Origin of the sequence: Streptomyces sp. NPDC002698 (assembly GCF_042888945.1) — a bacterium.
Classification (GTDB): domain Bacteria; phylum Actinomycetota; class Actinomycetes; order Streptomycetales; family Streptomycetaceae; genus Streptomyces.
In genome coordinates this window covers 18330-33399 of the sequence record NZ_JBIAQM010000020.1, presented here as the reverse complement: position 1 = coordinate 33399, position 15070 = coordinate 18330, and the positions used below count along the sequence as shown (strand labels likewise).

Here is a 15070-nt window from a genome sequence, read left to right as displayed (position 1 = left end):
CCGTGTCGGCGGCGGGTGGGTTCTCCGTCTCGGCGGCGGGGGGGGGGGGGGGGGGGGGGGGGGGGGGGCCCCCCCCCCCCCGCGGCGCCCCCCGGCGCCCCCCCCCCCGCCCCCCCCCCCCCCCCCCGGCGGCGCCCCCCCCCCCCCCCCCCCCCGCGTCCCGACTCCCCGGAGCCGCCGTATGACCGTGATCCTCGGGCAGTTGTTCACCGGCGTCAGCATCGGTGCCGTCCTGCTCCTCATCGCGCTCGGCCTCTCGCTCACCTTCGGCCAGATGAATGTCATCAACATGGCCCACGGCGAGTTCATCATGGCCGGCGCCTACACCACGTACGTACTGCAGAAGTCCATTTCCGGCGCAGGAATTTCACTGATCGTCGCCCTGCCCGTCGCATTTCTTGTGTCGGGGGCGCTCGGCGCGCTGCTGGAATGGCTGCTGATCCGCCGCCTTTACCTCCGTCCCCTCGACACCCTTCTCGTCACCTGGGGTGTCTCGCTGATGCTTCAGCAACTCGCCCGTGACATCTTCGGCGCGCCGAATGTGCAGACCCGCGCACCCGATGTCCTCACCGGGCACATCACGGTCATCGGCGGCGACGACCCGCTCACCTTCGCCAACAGCCGGCTGTTCATCCTCGGGCTGGCGGTCACGGCCGTCGTGGCACTGTCCCTCACACTGCGGCTGACCCCGCTCGGGCGGCGGATCCGCGCGGTGGTGCAGAACCGGGACCTGGCGGAGGTGTCCGGCATCTCCACCGGGCGCGTGGACCGCACCGCCTTCTTCATCGGCTCCGGCCTCGCCGGGGTCGCCGGGGTCGCGCTGACCCTGGTCGGCCCGATCGGGCCGACGATGGGCACCAACGTCATCATCGACGCCTTCCTGGTCATCGTGGTCGGCGGCATCGGGCAGCTCAAGGGCAGTGTCATCGTCGCCTTCGTGCTGGGCGCGCTGCAGTCGGTCCTGGAGTACTCGACCACCGTCAGTGTCGCGAAGGTGCTGGTCCTCGTGGCCATCGTCGCGTTCCTCCAGTGGCGGCCGCAGGGCCTGTACACGCTGCGCACCAGGAGCCTCGTATGACCACCACCACTCCCCTCGCCCCGAAGACGGGACAACTGCCGCGTGGTCGACGCCGGTTCACGGCGGCTCGGCCCGCGGCCGGATTCGCGGCGGCCGCCGTCGCGCTCTTCGCCGTCGCCCCGCTCGCGTTGTCCGACTTCCGGCTCGGGCTGCTCGCCAAGTATCTGTGCACGGCCATGGTCGCGGTCGGCATCTGTCTGGCATGGGGGCGCGGCGGCCTGCTGACACTCGGCCAAGGGGTGTTCTTCGGACTGGGCGGCTACGCCATGGCCATGCACCTGAAGATCGCGGACGCCGGCCCCGGCAACCTGCCCGACTTCATGCAGCTGTACGGGACCGCCACCGAACTGCCCTGGTGGTGGCGGCCGTTCGCGAATCCGGTGTTCGCGATCGCCGCGACCGTCCTGCTGCCCATGGCCGTCGCCGCGATCCTCGGTTCCTTCGTCTTCCGGCGCCGGGTCAAGGGCGCCTACTTCGCGATTCTCAGCCAGGCGCTCGCCGCGGCCTTCGCGATCTGGCTGGTCGGCCAGCAGGCCACGACAGGCGGCACCAACGGACTGACCGACATCCAGGGCTTCTTCGGCTACGACCTGAACGACCCGGTCAACCAGCGGATGGTGTACTTCGTCATCGCCGCGGTGCTGCTCCTGCTGATCGCGCTCGCCCGTCAGCTGACGCGCAGCCGCTACGGCGAACTCCTCGTCGCCGTGCGGGATTCCGAGGAACGGGTGCGGTTCCTCGGCTACGACCCCGCGAACGTCAAGCTCGTGGCGTACGTCGTCGCGGCGGGCATGGCGGGACTGGCGGGTGCGTTGTTCGTGCCCGCCGTCGGCATCATCTCTCCCGCGCTGGTCGGCATCGTGCCGTCCATCGAGCTCGTCATCGGCGCCGCGGTCGGCGGCCGGGCGAGCCTGACGGGCGCGGTGCTCGGCGCGATCGGCGTCGCCTGGGCCAGGACGGCCCTGTCCGAGGAGTTCCCCGCGGCCTGGACCTACTTCCAGGGGCTGTTGTTCATCGTCGCCCTGGCGTTCCTGCCGGGCGGCCTCGCCTCGCTGGCCGCGATCGTGAAGCGGCGCCGGGCGCACCGAGGACTCGCTGGAGACACGGTATGACGGAGTTGACAGGCAGTGCGCCCGCGGGGCTCGAGATCCGGGGACTGCGGGTGACCTTCGACGGCTTCACCGCCGTCGACGGGGTGGACCTCGATGTGCGGCCGGGGGACCTTCGCTTCCTGATCGGGCCGAACGGCGCGGGCAAGACGACGCTGGTCGACGCGGTCACCGGGCTGGTGCGGGCGACGGGATCGGTGCGTTTCGGGGGTGCCGACGTCCTCGGCCGCAGCGTGCACCGGATCGCCCGCTCGGGAATCGGCCGCACCTTCCAGACGGCCGCCGTCTTCGAGGAGCTGACGGTCCTTCAGAACCTGGACATCGCGGCGGGCGCCGGGCGGGGCGCGCTGACGATGCTGCGCCGCCGCAGGGGTGTGCCCGTCTCCGTGGCGCGCGCCCTGGAGACGGTGGGCCTGGCCGGCCGTGCCGACAGCCCGGCCGGGACGCTCGCGCACGGCCAGAAGCAGTGGCTGGAGATCGGCATGCTGCTCGTGCAGGACGTCCGGCTGCTGCTGCTCGACGAGCCGGTCGCGGGCATGAGCCAGGACGAACGGCAGGCCACCGGCGAGCTGTTGGAGCGCATCAGCCGGGAGCGGACCGTCGTCGTGATCGAGCACGACATGGACTTCATGCGGTCCTTCGCGCGCAGCGTCAGTGTGCTGCACGCGGGCCGGGTGCTCAGCGAGGGGACGGTGGCCGAGGTGCAGGCCGACCCGAAGGTGCAGCAGGTGTATCTCGGACACGCGGCCGCCGAGGACACCACGGCGGCCGTGCCCGGACCGACCGCCGCTCAGGAGGCGTGATGCTGGAGATCGACACCGTCCACGTCGGGTACCACCGCAGTCTCGTGCTGCACGGTGTCTCCGTCGAGGTGCCGAGGGACGGGGTGGCGGCGGTGCTCGGGCACAACGGCGCGGGCAAGAGCACCCTGCTGCGGGCCGCCGTCGGACTGCTCGGCCCGCGGAGCGGCTCGGTCCGCCTGGACGGCGAGGACATCACCCGGCTGAGGCCTCATGAGCGGGTGGCGCGCGGCATGGCGTACGTCCCGCAGGGCCAGCAGGCCTTCCCGCACCTCACGACCGCCGAGAATCTCCAGCTGGTCGCGGACGGACGGCGCCGCGGCAGGGAGGCTGTCGCCGGGGCACTGGACCTGTTCCCGGCGCTGCGGGCCCTGTCGGGCCGCCGGGCGGGGCTGCTCTCCGGGGGTCAGCGCCAGCAACTGTCCATCGCCCGGGCCCTGGTGACGGAGCCTCGGGTTCTCCTGCTGGACGAGCCGACCGAGGGCATCCAGCCCTCGGTGGTCGCCGAGATCGAGGAGACGGTCCTCGCCCTGGCCGCCCGGGGCGGTCTGTCGGTGCTCCTGGTCGAGCAGCACGTCGGCTTCGCGATGCGGGCCGCGCAGCGCTACTACGTCCTGGAGGCCGGCCGGGTCACCTCGTCGGGCGAGGGCGGCCGGGACGCCGAACGGGTGGTGCGGGAGGCGCTCAGCGTGTGACCCCGGGTGGAGTCCGCCGGGCACGCTGATGATCGGCCAGGACGGGGCGCGCGGCCTCGGCCGTCATCTCCCCGCGAGGGATGCCCGGGCCCGTTCGAGGTGAGCGCGTTCCGGCGCGCTCCCGGACAGCGTGATGGCGGCGTCGTACGCCTGTACCGCCTCGGTGTGCCGTCCGAGCCGGCGCAGCAGGTCCGCCCGTACGGCGTGGAAGGCGTGGTACCCGTCGAGGTCGAGCCGGTCGACGAGGGCGAGGGCGGGCTCCGGTCCCTCGGTCTCGGCCACGGCGACGGCGCGGTTGAGGGCCACGACCGGGCTGGGGGCGAGCCGCACGAGCTGGTCGTACAGCTGGAGGATCTGCCCCCAGTCCGTGGCGGCGGCGGTCGGGGCGTCGCTGTGGACCGCGTTGATCGCGGCCTGGATCTGGTAGGGCCCCGGCCGGTCGCGGCGCAGACAGCGGCGTACGAGGGCCTGGCCCTCGGTGATCAGGTCCCGGTCCCAGCGGGTGCGGTCCTGTTCGGCGAGGAGGACCAGGTCACCGCCGGCCGTCTCGCGGGCCGGCCGACGGGCTTCGACGAGCAGCATCAGCGCGAGCAGGCCGAGCGCCTCGGGCTCGTCGGGCATGAGCTCGACGAGGAGACGTCCGAGGCGCAGGGCCTCGGCGCAGAGGTCCTCGCGGCCCCCGTACCCCTCGTTGAAGACGAGGTAGACGACGGCCAGTACACCTCTGACGCGGTCCGGCAGGTCCGCGTCGCGCGGCACGCGGTAGGGGATGCCCGCGTCGCGGATCTTGGCCTTGGCGCGGACGATCCGCTGGGCCATGGTGGGTTCGGGGACGAGGAAGGCACGCGCGATCTGCGCGGTGCTCAGGCCGCCGAGGAGCCGTAGCGTCAGGGCGACCCGGGCCTGGGGCGCGAGCGCGGGGTGGCAGCAGGTGAAGATCAGACGGAGCCGTTCGTCGCGCACGGGGCCCTCCTCCACGGGGTCGTCCGGGGCGTGCAGCCGGGCCGCCTCGGCGTGCCGGGCCGCGCGGGTGGACTCGCGGCGCAGCCGGTCGACGGCGCGGTTGCGGGCGGTCGTGATGATCCAGCCGGCCGGGCTCGGCGGGATCCCGGTCCCCGGCCACTTCGCCACGGCCGTGGTGAACGCGTCCTGGACCGCTTCCTCGGCGAGGTCGATGTCGCCCAGGAAGCGGATCAGGACGGCGACCGCCCGGCCGTACTCGGCGCGGAAGACGGCCTCGATGTCACCGGCTCCGACAGTCATCGGTCCCCGGACTCGTGGGTGAACGGCCGCACCTCGATCGGGAGCGTCGTCGCCAGGGTCGCCTTGCGCCCCCAGGCGAGCGCCGCGTCGAGATCGGGCGCCTTGATCAGGCAGATCCCGCCCAGATACTCCTTGCTCTCCGCGTACGGCCCGTCGGTGACCAGGACGTCACCGTCCCGGGCCCGCAGCACGGTGGCCGTCTCCGGCCCGTGCAGTCCGCCGGCGAACACCCAGGCGCCGGCCTCGCGCAGTTCGGTGTCGAACACGTCCAGGTTGTGCATGATCTCTTCCAGGACCTCGGGCGCGGGCGGCTCGCCCTGCGGCTGCATCACGCTCAGCAGGTAGTACTTCATGATGTTCCTCCTCGGTGGTCCCACTCGGCGTCTTTCTGACTACACGAACGAAAGGGCGCCGGATCGACACACGCCACGACAACAGCGGGAGATTCCTTCGATGACCGTCCCACCGCATCCGCTCGTCGCCGCGGCCCGGGAACTGGCGGCCGAGGTCCTGGCTCCCCTGGCCGAGGACGTGGACCGGGACGGCATGCCCATGAGCAGCGTCGAGGCCGTCAAGCGGTCGGGGCTGCTCGGGATCGCCGCTCCGGCCGAGGACGGCGGGTCGGCGGCGCCGGCCGCGGTGGTCCGCGCGACCGCGGAGATCCTGGCCGGGGCGTGCTGCTCGACCTGGTTCGTGCAGGCCCAGCACCACACGCCGGTGGCGACCCTGGTGGGGAGCGGCCTTCCGGTGCGCGAGCGGCTTCTCGGTCCGCTCGCGCGCGGAGAGCTGCTGTCCGGTGTCGCGTACGCCCAGTTGCGCGCGTACCCGCGCGTCCCGGTACGGGTCACGCGCGAGCGCGGCGGGTGGCGCTTCGACGGGACGGTCCCCTGGTACACCGGCTGGGGGCTGAACGACGTCATGCTGCTGGCCGGGGTGACGGCGGACGACGAGGCGCTGTTCGCGTTCACGCGGGCGCGCGAGCAGCCGGGGCTGCGCCCGTCCCCGCCGATGCGGCTCGCCGCGCTCACCGCGTCCCGGACCGTCTCGCTGGAGCTGGACGGGCTGTGGCTGCCCGACGACGCGGTGGCGCTGCGCACCCCGTACGAGTCCTGGGCGGTCACGGACCGCCCCAAGAACACCAACGCCTCGCCGGCCGTCTTCGGGGTCACGGCGGCGGCGATCGGCCTGCTGGAGGACGATCCCTCGGCGAAGGGGACGGCGGACACCCTGCGGGCGCGTCTCGACGAGGTCAGACGGCAGGCGTACGAACTCGCCGACCACCCGGTGCCGACCGAGCGGATCGAGGAGCGGCTGGAGTGCAAGACCCGGGCGTACGACGTGATGCGGGCGGCCACCACGGCGGCGGTCGTGGCCGGCGGCGGGCGGGCGATGGACCTGCGCAGCCCGGCCCAACGGCTCGCGCGCGAGGGGATGTTCCTGCTGGTGCAGGGGCAGACGGCCCAGGTGCGCGCGGCGCACCTGGGGTCGCTGGGCTCCCTCGGCGGGCCCGGTCCGCTCAGCCGGTGAAGGGCACCTGGGCGACCGGTGCCGGCGGGGCCGCGAACGGGTGCCGCCACAGGCCCCGCGCGGCGAGCCGGGGCAGGACGCCCTCGCCGAACCAGTAGGCCTCCTCCAGGTGCGGGTAGCCGGAGAGCACGAACTCGTCGATGCCGAGAGCGTGGTACTCCCCGATCCGGTCGGCGACCTCCTCGTGGCTGCCGACCAGCGCGGTGCCCGCTCCGCCGCGCACCAGGCCGATGCCGGCCCACAGGTTGGGGTGGATCTCCAGTCCGTCCCGGCCGCCGCCGTGCAGCGCGAGCATCCGCTGCTGGCCCTGCGACTCGCTGCGGGCGAGTCCCTCCTGGACGGACCGTACGGTCGCCGGGTCGAAGCCGTCGAGGAGCCGGTGCGCCTCGGCCCAGGCCTGCTCGGAGCTGTCGCGGGTGATGACGTGGAGCCGGATGCCGAACCGGAGGGTCCGCCCTTCCTCCGCCGCCAGTCCGCGGATCCAGGCGATCTTCTCGGCGACCTGTGCGGGTGGTTCGCCCCAGGTCAGGTAGACGTCCGCGTGGCGGGCGGCGACCTCGCCGGCGATCGGCGAGGAGCCGCCGAAGTAGACCTCGGGGACCGGGTCGGGGACCCGGGCGAGCCGGGCGTCCTCGACCCGCAGGTGCTCGCCGTCCAGGTCGACGGTCTTGCCGTCCCACAGGTCCCGGACGATCCGCAGGAATTCGCCTGTACGGCGGTAGCGGGCGTCCTTGTCGAGGAAGTCGCCGTAGGCGCGCTGCTCGTGGCTCTCGCCGCCGGTCACCACGTTGAGGAGCAGCCGTCCGCCGGTCCGGCGCTGGAAGGTGGAGGCCATCTGCGCGGCGAGTGTGGGCGACACGAAGCCGGGCCGGAAGGCGACGAGGAACTTCAGCCGCTCCGTGTGCTGACTGACCATCGCGGTCGTCAGCCACGCGTCCTCGCACCAGGCGCCCGTCGGGGTGAGGGCGCCGACGAATCCCAGGTCCTCCGCGGCACGGGCGATCTGGCTCAGATAGGCGACCGTCGGTGGCCGGTCCCGTGAGGACACGGTGGCGGGCGTGCCGTGACCGCCGCCGACGACATCGCGGCTGTCGCCGTTGGTGGGCAGGAACCAGTGGAAGGTGAGGGACACGGCGGCGTTCTCCGATCGTGGGGACCTGGTGGGCGAGGGGCCCGTCGGACGGCGGCTAGAGGAGGCCGTGTCGCGGCGGCCTGGTGCCGTTCAGGACGTAGCGGCCGATGTGCTGGATCTTCCAGCGGGCCGGGTCGTGCAGGGTGTGGGTGCGGGCGTCGCGCCAATGCCGGTGCAGGTTCAGCGAGTCGAGTGCCGAGCGGGTGCCGGACACCTCGAACAGGGCGTCGGCCACCAGGACGGCGGTGGCGGAGGTGTGCGCCTTGGCGGCGGCCACGGCGATGGACGCCTCGGCCGCGGACGCGTCGGTGAGACCGTCGCGGGCCGTGTCGACCGCGCGGGCCGCGACGCCGAGCAGCGCCTCGGACGCCCGGACCTGGAGGGCGAGTTCACCGAAGCGCTGGATGAGCAACGGGTCCTCGGCCGCGGTGTCCGCGCCGCTCTCGAACCAGGGCCGGCTCTTGGTCCGCACGAACTCCACCGCCTCGGCGAGCGCTCCCGCCGCGATCCCGGCGTCGATGGCGGCGTGCAGCAACTGCGCCACCGCTCCGTGCAGTTGTGGCTCCCGGAAGGTGAGGTGGTGCGGGACCACCCGGTCGGCCGGAACGACGACGGCGTCGAGCCGGACCGTGCCGCTGGCCGTGGTGCGCTGTCCCATACCGTCCCAGTCGTCGACGACCGTGACGCCGTCGGCGTTCCGTTGGACGAAGGCGACGTGCGGGTTGTCGTCCTCGGCGCGGGCCAGGACGGGGATCCAGTCGGCGAAGAGCGCTCCGGTGGAGTAGTGCTTGACACCGGTGAGCCGGTACGAGCCGTCCGGGCGCGCGTCGAGCCGGGTGCGGATGTCCTGTACGTGCGCCGTCCCCGCCTCCGACTGCGCGTTGCCGAACCGCCGCCCCGCCAGGATCTCGGCGAAGAAGAACTCCCGCTGTTCCGGGCTTCCCTGGCGGCGTATCACATTCGCGTACACGAAGTGGTTCTGCGGGATCTGAGCGAGGCTGGCGTCGGCCGAGGCCAGCAGCCGGAAGATCTCGGCCAGGGTCTCCTGGCGCACGTCCGCTCCGCCGTGTCCGGCCGGTACCGTGACGGCGAGCAGACCGGAGGCGGAGAGACGTTCCAGCTCCTCGTACGGCAAGCGCCGTTCGGCGTCCCGCGCCGACGCCCCGGCGCGGAACTCGTCGGCGAGGGCGGCAGCGACGGCCAGCGCCTCGGCGTCGTCGGCGATCACTTTGGCGGTCATCGGTGTCAGCCCGTGGCGGCGAGCAGGGGGGTACGGCCCAGAGCGACGGAGAACTGGTCCACCACCTGGGCCAGGGCCTCGGCGCTGCCCGGCGCCACGGTGACGCTCCCGTCCTGGCCCGTGATGATGTCCTTGTCGAGGGTGAACCAGCCCTGCACGATATGGGCCGCCCCCATGGAGTTGAGGACCGGACGGAGCGCGTAGTCCAGGGCGAGCACATGGGCGGTGCTGCCTCCGGTCACCAGGGGCAGCACGGTCTTCCCGGTCAGGGCGTACTGCGGGAGCAGGTCGAGCAGGGCCTTCAGGACGCCGGAGTAGGCGGCCTTGTAGACGGGGGTGCCGATGACCACTCCGTCGGCACGGGCGAACAGTTCGGTCGCCTCGACTATGGCCGGGTGCTGGAAGTCCGCGCCGAGCAACGCCTCCGCGGGGATCGTCCGGACGTCGAGAGGGATCACCTCGTGGCCCTGTGCGGCGAGCCGCGTGTCGAGGTGGCGCAGGAGCTTGGCGGTGCGGGAGGAGACCGAAGGGCTGCCGGAGACGGACAGGACGGTGGCCATGAGTCCTCTTTCGTGGACGGGTTCCGGTGGACGGGTTCCGGGTGACTGCTGTGAGCGGGCTCGCGGGTGGATTCCGTGACCCGGGCTCCGGGTGAGTGGGCGTGACCGGCGCTCCGGGGCGGCGGACTGCCGGGGAGCGGTGAGCGAACGGGGACGACGGGCAGGCTCGCACCGCACGCGCGTGGCTCGCTGGAAAGGGGCCTGAGTCCTGACGGACTCCCGTCCTCCGTGCGGCGGTCGGACCTCGGCGCACCGCACGGGCCGTTGCCCGGCAGGCGGGGCCGACGGCTGTTCGGGACGCGTCGGGGTTCGGGAACTCAGCCGCGATCAGGCGGAGTTCGGGAGCCGGAACGAGGGGCGGGAGACGAGGGCACGCGCCGGATCACGGTGAGAACAAGCCACCGTGGGCGGACGGACCCGCGCGAAGGAGACCCGGGATCGGGGTCGTCAGACTTCGCGGCGACAGAAGGCGCTGCAGACACGCGCGAGGTCGACGTGGCGTCGTCGCGTGAGGTCCAGTCGCTTCTTCATACGGAGATCGTCGCAGCCCAGGGCGAGGGCAGTCAAGGAACGGCGGTCCGGTCTCGTATCCCGGACCGGGACATGTCCCGGGGAAACCCGGGCAAGCGCATTCCACGGGACTCGTCGCTCCGGGTCCGCCGTCAGAGCTGGAGGTGTCTGCCGCCATGGGCACAAAGGTGCTGGAACGATTTCCCGCCGGGGCTCCGCGTGGATCCTGGACCGCGGAGGAGTACGCGGCCCGGCGCCGTACCGAGGGGCTGCAGGCGACGGTCGTGATGGATCTGAACTCGGACGCCTTCCTCGTGGTCGTGCCGGCCGGCGACGAGGACTGAGCCGGACCGCGGGCGACCGGACCGCGACGGAACACAGCGGCCGGTCCGCGCGCACGAACGACCCGCGCGAACCACCCGGCGGACCGTCGCGCGTCCTGTCGGAGCGGGCCCCGTCCCGCCGGACGGGGCCCGCTCCGACAGGGTTCTCACACCTCGACGCGCTCGTCCCCCCGGGCGCCGGGCGCGGACGCCGGCCCGGGGTCGGCTCCGGGCCCGCGGCTGAGTGTCCCCGGCCACCACGCCCGGCGGCCGATGTCGCGGACCAGGGCCGGCACCAGCAGGGAGCGGACGACCAGGGTGTCGAGCAGGACGCCGAAGGCGACGATGAAGGCGATCTGCACCAGGAACGCCAGCGGGATCACCCCGAGGGCGGCGAAGGTCGCGGCCAGCACCACGCCCGCCGAGGTGATCACCCCGCCGGTGGCGACGAGTCCGCGCAGCACGCCCGCGCGCACCCCGTGGCGCAGCGACTCCTCCCGGACCCGGGACATCAGGAAGATGTTGTAGTCGACGCCGAGGGCCACCAGGAACACGAAGCCGTACAGCGGCACGGACGCGTCGGTGCCCGTGAAGCCGAACCCGTGCCGGAACACGAGCGACGAGATGCCCAGCGTGGCGAGGAAGTTGAGCGCCACCGTGGCCACCAGGAGCACCGGCATGAGCAGCGAGCGGAGCAGGACGGTCAATATGACCAGGATGATGGCGAGGACCACCGGCACGATCAGCGCCCGGTCGCGTTCGGCGGTCTGCCGGGTGTCGTACTGCTGGGCCGCGTAGCCCCCGACGAGCGCGTCGGCGTCCGGTACGGCGTGCACCGCCGTGCGCAGCCGGGCGACGGTGGCCTTGGCCGCGTCGCTGTCCGCGGCGGACCGCAGCGTGACGTCGACACGGACCCGGCCGTCGACGATCCGGGGCGTTCCCCCGCCGGGCCGCCCGGACTCCGTCACCGCGGCGGCCGACGCGACACCGTCCGTGGCGCGCGCGGCGGACGTGACCTGCGCGACCCGGTCGGCGTCGGCGATGATCACGGCGGGGTTGCCGGAGCCGCCGGGGAAGTGTCGCCCGAGGGTCTCCTGCGCGGCGACCGACGGTGCGTCGTTGACGAAGATCTCGGCGAGCGGGATGCCTTTCGCGGTCAGGGTGGGCGCGAAGGCCGCGCAGGCGAGGAGGCCGGCCAGGGCCATCGCCCAGACCTTGCGCGGCGCGCGGTCGACCAGTGCCGCGACCCGGTTCCAGATGCCGTCGCCGGTGCTCGCCCCGCCCGCCGGGCGGGGCCTGGCCGGCCAGTAGGCGGCACGGCCGAGGAGCACCAGGACGGCGGGCAGGAAGGTGAGCGAGCTCAAGCCGGCGCAGGCCACGCCGATGGCTCCCACGGGACCGAGCGAGCGGTTGTTCGTCAGATCGCTGAGCAGCAGCGCCAGCAGTCCGAGGGCGACGGTTCCCGCGCTCGCGACGATCGCGCCCCAGGACTGCCGCAGTGCCGCCCGGACCGCCGTGAACCGGTCGGCGCTCAGGGCGAGTTCCTCACGGAAGCGGGCACTGAGCAGAAGGGCGTAATCGGTGGCGGCGCCGATCACGAGGATCGAGAGGATGCCCTGCACCTGGCCGTCGACGCGTACGACACCGTGGTCGGCGAGGACGTAGACGACGGCGCAGGCCAGGCCCAGCGCGAACACCGATCCGAGGATGATGAGGAACGGGAGCAGCACACTGCGGTAGACGAGCAGCAGGATCACGAGGACGGCCGCCAGGGCCACCCCGAGGAGCAGTCCGTCGATCCCGGCGAAGGCGTCGCCGAGGTCGGCCTGACTGGCGGCGGGTCCGGCGATCCACGTGGTCGTACCGGGAACGGCTGCGGCGGCGGTACGGATGCGGTCGACGGCGTCGGGAAGCCGCTTGCCGAGGTCGGGCCTGAGCTGGACGACGCCCTCCAGTGCCTTGCCGTCCTGTGACGGCAGGGCGGGTGACGGCCGGCCGACCACGCCGGGGGCACCGGCGAGGGAGGCGAGCGCGCGGGTCGCGGCGGACTGCCGGGCCCCGGCCGTGGACGCGTCGCCGTCCACGGTCCACACGACGATCGCGGGCAGCGTCCCGGCCTGCTGGAACGCACGCTGCTGGGCCACCACCTTCGTGGACTCGGCGCTGCGCGGCAGGAAGGCGGCCTGGTCGTTGGTGGAGACCTCGCCGAGCCGGCCGGCGTAGGGGCCGAGGGTGCCTCCGATGCCGAGCCAGGCGACGAGCAGGACGACGGGGATCAGCCACAGGGCTCGTCGCGGGGTGAGGGACATCGTTCTCCAGGTTGCGCCGGCAGGTGGTTCGGTGAGCGACAAGTACCTCGATGAATGACAATCTCAATCATTGAGATATCTCGCGGCCAGATCGTAGACCATGCCCGGAGTTCCGTCCCCGGCGGCCGTCCGGATGCGGCGGGCGGCGACCGTCCGGGCACGGACAGCGGCCGCCCGGACGCGTCCGCGGGCGGCGGGTTCGGCGTGCGCCGGGCGGGCTCAGCGTCCGGGAGACCGTACGGCCGAGAGCCGCTCGTTCATCGTCGCCAGGAAGCGGAGGACGACGGACAGCTCGTCCTCGCTGAATCCGGACCGCACGCTCGCCGTGACGTCGGCGAGCGGCCGGAAGTGGGCGCGCGCGGCCGACCTGGCGTCGGGAACGTAGTGGAGGTGGACCACCCTGCGGTCGGGGCTCTCCCGGACGCGCCGGATGTGGCCCGCGCGTTCGAGCCGGTCCAGACACGCGGTGACCGCGCCCGAGGTGAGTCCGAGGTGCTCGCGCAGCCGGCCCGGGGTGAGCGGCTCGGACGCGTCGAGGATCGCCGCGAGCGCCAGAACGTCCGTGGCGTGCAGACCGTGTTCCCCGGCGAAGGCGTGGACCAGCCGGTTGATCTCGCCGTTCAGGCGGCGCAGCTCGACCGCGAAGGCGTGAAGATCCGTCGCCGCGGCCCGCTCCCGCTCCCTGCCCGCGTCGGGGTCCGGATCATCCGTCCGGTCGTCACGGTCGTCTCGTCTGGCCACGTGATCAGCCTATAGAAGTCCCCGCACTCCCCCGTTCGGGCGTCCGGCACCCGGAGGCCGCCCCGTCCGGCGCATCCGCGGGCGGTGCCCGGGTGGAAGGGATCAGGGACGAAGGCGGTCCCCGAGGGGGCCGGCGGCGACCGACGGAGGACCCATGAGCGACGAGGAGACCGGCACCGGCCCCAGGTGTCTGGTGACCGGTGCCACCGGCTACATCGGCGGACGGCTGGTCCCCGAACTGCTGGCCGAGGGGTACCGGGTGCGGTGTCTGGCCCGCTCACCGGCCAAGCTGCGCGACTATCCCTGGGCGGGCGAGGCGGAGGTGGTCCGCGGCGACGTCACGGACGCCGAATCGGTCGCCGCCGCCATGCGCGGCTGCGAGGTCGCCTACTACCTCGTGCACGCGCTCGGCACGGGCCACGACTTCGAGGACACGGACCGCAGGGCGGCCCGGATCTTCGGCGAGCAGGCCCGCGCGGCGGGTGTGCGGCGCATCGTCTATCTGGGCGGCCTCACCCCCGCGGGCGTACCGGCCGGGGAACTGTCACCGCACCTGAGGTCGCGGGCCGAGGTGGGGCGCATCCTGCTGGAGTCGGGCGTACCGACCACCGTGCTGCGCGCCGCGGTGATCATCGGCTCCGGCTCGGCCTCCTTCGAGATGCTGCGCTATCTCACCGAGCGGCTGCCGGTGATGGTGACGCCGAGCTGGGTGCACACCCGGATCCAGCCCATGGGCGTACGCGATGTGCTGCGCACCCTGGTCGGCAGCGCCGCCATGCCCGCGGAGGTGAACCGCGCCTTCGACATCGGCGGCCCCGACGTCCTCACGTACCTGGAGATGATGCGCCGGTACGCGGCCGTCGCCGGGCTGCCGCGCAGGCTCATCTTCCCTGTGCCGGTCCTCACGCCCCGGCTGTCCAGCCACTGGGTCGGCCTGGTCACCCCGGTGCCCGCGTCGATCGCCCGCCCGCTCACCGAGTCGCTGCGCCATGAGGTCGTGTGCCACGAGCACGACATCGTCCGGTACGTTCCCGATCCCCCGGGACGGCCGATCGGCTTCGACGCGGCGGTGGCCCTGGCACTCCAGCGGGTGCGCGACGCCCAGGTGACGACCCGGTGGTCGTCGGCGTCGTATCCCGGGACGGCCAGCGACCCGCTGCCCACCGACCCCGACTGGGCGGGCGGCAGCCTCTACTCGGACGACCGCGAACTGGCCGTGGACGCCTCGCCGAGGAACCTGTGGCGGGTGATCGAGGGCATCGGCGGCGACAACGGCTGGTACTCCTTCCCGCTGGCCTGGGCGGTGCGCGGCTGGATGGACCGGCTGGTGGGCGGAGTGGGCCTGCGGCGCGGCCGCCGTGACGCCAGCCGGCTGCGGGTGGGCGACTCCCTGGACTTCTGGCGGGTGGAGGAGATCGAGCCGGGCCGTCTGCTGCGGCTGCGGGCCGAGATGAGACTGCCCGGGCTGGCATGGCTGGAGATGTACGCCGACGCGACGGACGACGGGCGTACGCGCTACCGGCAGCGGGCCCTGTTCCATCCGCACGGGCTGCTGGGGCATGTGTACTGGTGGAGCGTCTCGCCGTTCCACGCCGTGGTGTTCGGCGGCATGGCCCGGAACATCGCCCGGGCCGCCGAGAACGCCCCCGCGGACGCGGCCGCCCCGGCGCTCACCCGCTGACCCGCTGCGGCGCCGCGTCCCGCCGTGCTGTGCCATGTCCCGCCACGCTGAGCCGCGGACCGCCCTGCTGAGCCGCGGCCCGCCGTGCCGTGCCGTGTCACC

Annotated in this window: 14 protein-coding genes; 7 read left to right on the top strand and 7 right to left on the bottom strand. The window is 73.2% G+C overall.

The features are described 5' to 3' along the window. Positions 1-181 precede the first annotated feature (181 nt). The 4 genes from urtB to urtE are packed head-to-tail and all read left to right on the top strand — an operon-like array spanning position 182 to position 3682. The gene (gene urtB / locus ACFYW9_RS25710; protein WP_261707052.1) at positions 182-1078 is read left to right on the top strand and encodes an urea ABC transporter permease subunit UrtB; all 897 of its coding nucleotides are present in this window, start codon (positions 182-184) and stop codon (positions 1076-1078) included. Next, positions 1075-2190, top strand: coding sequence for an urea ABC transporter permease subunit UrtC (gene urtC, locus ACFYW9_RS25705; RefSeq protein WP_389154740.1), 1116 nt, complete (start codon positions 1075-1077; stop codon positions 2188-2190). The genes urtB and urtC overlap by 4 nt, the downstream gene beginning before the upstream one ends. Then, the gene (gene urtD, locus ACFYW9_RS25700; protein WP_389154737.1) at positions 2187-2990 is read left to right on the top strand and encodes an urea ABC transporter ATP-binding protein UrtD; all 804 of its coding nucleotides are present in this window, start codon (positions 2187-2189) and stop codon (positions 2988-2990) included. Before urtC ends, urtD begins: the two co-directional genes overlap by 4 nt. Further along, entirely contained in the window at positions 2990-3682 is a 693-nt protein-coding gene (gene urtE, locus ACFYW9_RS25695) for an urea ABC transporter ATP-binding subunit UrtE (RefSeq protein ID WP_351876185.1), read from the top strand. The genes urtD and urtE overlap by 1 nt, the downstream gene beginning before the upstream one ends. A 63-nt stretch (positions 3683-3745) precedes the next feature. On the opposite strand, the gene ACFYW9_RS25690 is transcribed toward urtE, so the two are convergent. Together ACFYW9_RS25690 and ACFYW9_RS25685 are read right to left on the bottom strand one after the other, a co-directional pair. After that, positions 3746-4945 (bottom strand): RNA polymerase sigma factor, encoded by a 1200-nt coding sequence (locus ACFYW9_RS25690; protein WP_389154733.1) that lies wholly within the window; start codon positions 4943-4945, stop codon positions 3746-3748. Continuing rightward, complete coding sequence (locus ACFYW9_RS25685; protein ID WP_351876179.1) at positions 4942-5298, bottom strand: YciI family protein; 357 nt, start codon at positions 5296-5298, stop codon at positions 4942-4944. The genes ACFYW9_RS25690 and ACFYW9_RS25685 overlap by 4 nt, the downstream gene beginning before the upstream one ends. A 100-nt stretch (positions 5299-5398) precedes the next feature. On the opposite strand from ACFYW9_RS25685, the gene ACFYW9_RS25680 reads away from it, so the two are divergent. Next, positions 5399-6472, top strand: a complete 1074-nt coding sequence (locus ACFYW9_RS25680) for an acyl-CoA dehydrogenase family protein (RefSeq protein ID WP_351876176.1) — start codon at positions 5399-5401, stop codon at positions 6470-6472. Here the strand turns inward: ACFYW9_RS25680 and ACFYW9_RS25675 are convergent. The 3 genes from ACFYW9_RS25675 to ssuE are packed head-to-tail and all read right to left on the bottom strand — an operon-like array spanning position 6462 to position 9404. Further along, the gene (locus ACFYW9_RS25675; protein WP_389154728.1) at positions 6462-7604 is read right to left on the bottom strand and encodes an LLM class flavin-dependent oxidoreductase; all 1143 of its coding nucleotides are present in this window, start codon (positions 7602-7604) and stop codon (positions 6462-6464) included. The two genes, ACFYW9_RS25680 and ACFYW9_RS25675, sit on opposite strands and share 11 nt — an antisense overlap. 55 nt (positions 7605-7659) lie before the next feature. Continuing rightward, positions 7660-8844: an SfnB family sulfur acquisition oxidoreductase gene (locus ACFYW9_RS25670; protein WP_389154725.1), complete on the bottom strand. Its 1185-nt coding sequence runs from the start codon at positions 8842-8844 to the stop codon at positions 7660-7662. Between the two features lie 5 nt (positions 8845-8849). Then, a complete protein-coding gene (gene ssuE, locus ACFYW9_RS25665; RefSeq protein ID WP_389154722.1) occupies positions 8850-9404 on the bottom strand; it encodes an NADPH-dependent FMN reductase in 555 nt (184 codons plus the stop codon). Between the two features lie 686 nt (positions 9405-10090). On the opposite strand from ssuE, the gene ACFYW9_RS25660 reads away from it, so the two are divergent. Next, entirely contained in the window at positions 10091-10258 is a 168-nt protein-coding gene (locus tag ACFYW9_RS25660; protein ID WP_326789658.1) for a hypothetical protein, read from the top strand. Positions 10259-10404: 146 nt separating this feature from the next. On the opposite strand, the gene ACFYW9_RS25655 is transcribed toward ACFYW9_RS25660, so the two are convergent. Further along, positions 10405-12546: an MMPL family transporter gene (locus tag ACFYW9_RS25655; protein WP_389154718.1), complete on the bottom strand. Its 2142-nt coding sequence runs from the start codon at positions 12544-12546 to the stop codon at positions 10405-10407. Between the two features lie 219 nt (positions 12547-12765). Continuing rightward, positions 12766-13287: a MarR family transcriptional regulator gene (locus tag ACFYW9_RS25650; RefSeq protein WP_329297909.1), complete on the bottom strand. Its 522-nt coding sequence runs from the start codon at positions 13285-13287 to the stop codon at positions 12766-12768. A gap of 154 nt (positions 13288-13441) precedes the next feature. Between ACFYW9_RS25650 and ACFYW9_RS25645 the strand changes: the two genes are divergently transcribed. Then, positions 13442-14968, top strand: a complete 1527-nt coding sequence (locus tag ACFYW9_RS25645; RefSeq protein ID WP_389154714.1) for an SDR family oxidoreductase — start codon at positions 13442-13444, stop codon at positions 14966-14968. Positions 14969-15070: the final 102 nt, after the last annotated feature.

Coding starts and splice junctions, on each gene's coding strand:
- urtB (WP_261707052.1), top strand. CDS start 182: ATGACCGTGATCCTCGGGCAGTTGTTCACCGGCGTCAGCATCGGTGCC.
- ACFYW9_RS25645 (WP_389154714.1), top strand. CDS start 13,442: ATGAGCGACGAGGAGACCGGCACCGGCCCCAGGTGTCTGGTGACCGGT.
- ACFYW9_RS25690 (WP_389154733.1), bottom strand. CDS start 4,945: ATGACTGTCGGAGCCGGTGACATCGAGGCCGTCTTCCGCGCCGAGTAC.
- urtD (WP_389154737.1), top strand. CDS start 2,187: ATGACGGAGTTGACAGGCAGTGCGCCCGCGGGGCTCGAGATCCGGGGA.
- urtE (WP_351876185.1), top strand. CDS start 2,990: ATGCTGGAGATCGACACCGTCCACGTCGGGTACCACCGCAGTCTCGTG.
- ACFYW9_RS25660 (WP_326789658.1), top strand. CDS start 10,091: ATGGGCACAAAGGTGCTGGAACGATTTCCCGCCGGGGCTCCGCGTGGA.
- ACFYW9_RS25680 (WP_351876176.1), top strand. CDS start 5,399: ATGACCGTCCCACCGCATCCGCTCGTCGCCGCGGCCCGGGAACTGGCG.
- ACFYW9_RS25655 (WP_389154718.1), bottom strand. CDS start 12,546: ATGTCCCTCACCCCGCGACGAGCCCTGTGGCTGATCCCCGTCGTCCTG.
- urtC (WP_389154740.1), top strand. CDS start 1,075: ATGACCACCACCACTCCCCTCGCCCCGAAGACGGGACAACTGCCGCGT.
- ACFYW9_RS25685 (WP_351876179.1), bottom strand. CDS start 5,298: ATGAAGTACTACCTGCTGAGCGTGATGCAGCCGCAGGGCGAGCCGCCC.
- ssuE (WP_389154722.1), bottom strand. CDS start 9,404: ATGGCCACCGTCCTGTCCGTCTCCGGCAGCCCTTCGGTCTCCTCCCGC.
- ACFYW9_RS25670 (WP_389154725.1), bottom strand. CDS start 8,844: ATGACCGCCAAAGTGATCGCCGACGACGCCGAGGCGCTGGCCGTCGCT.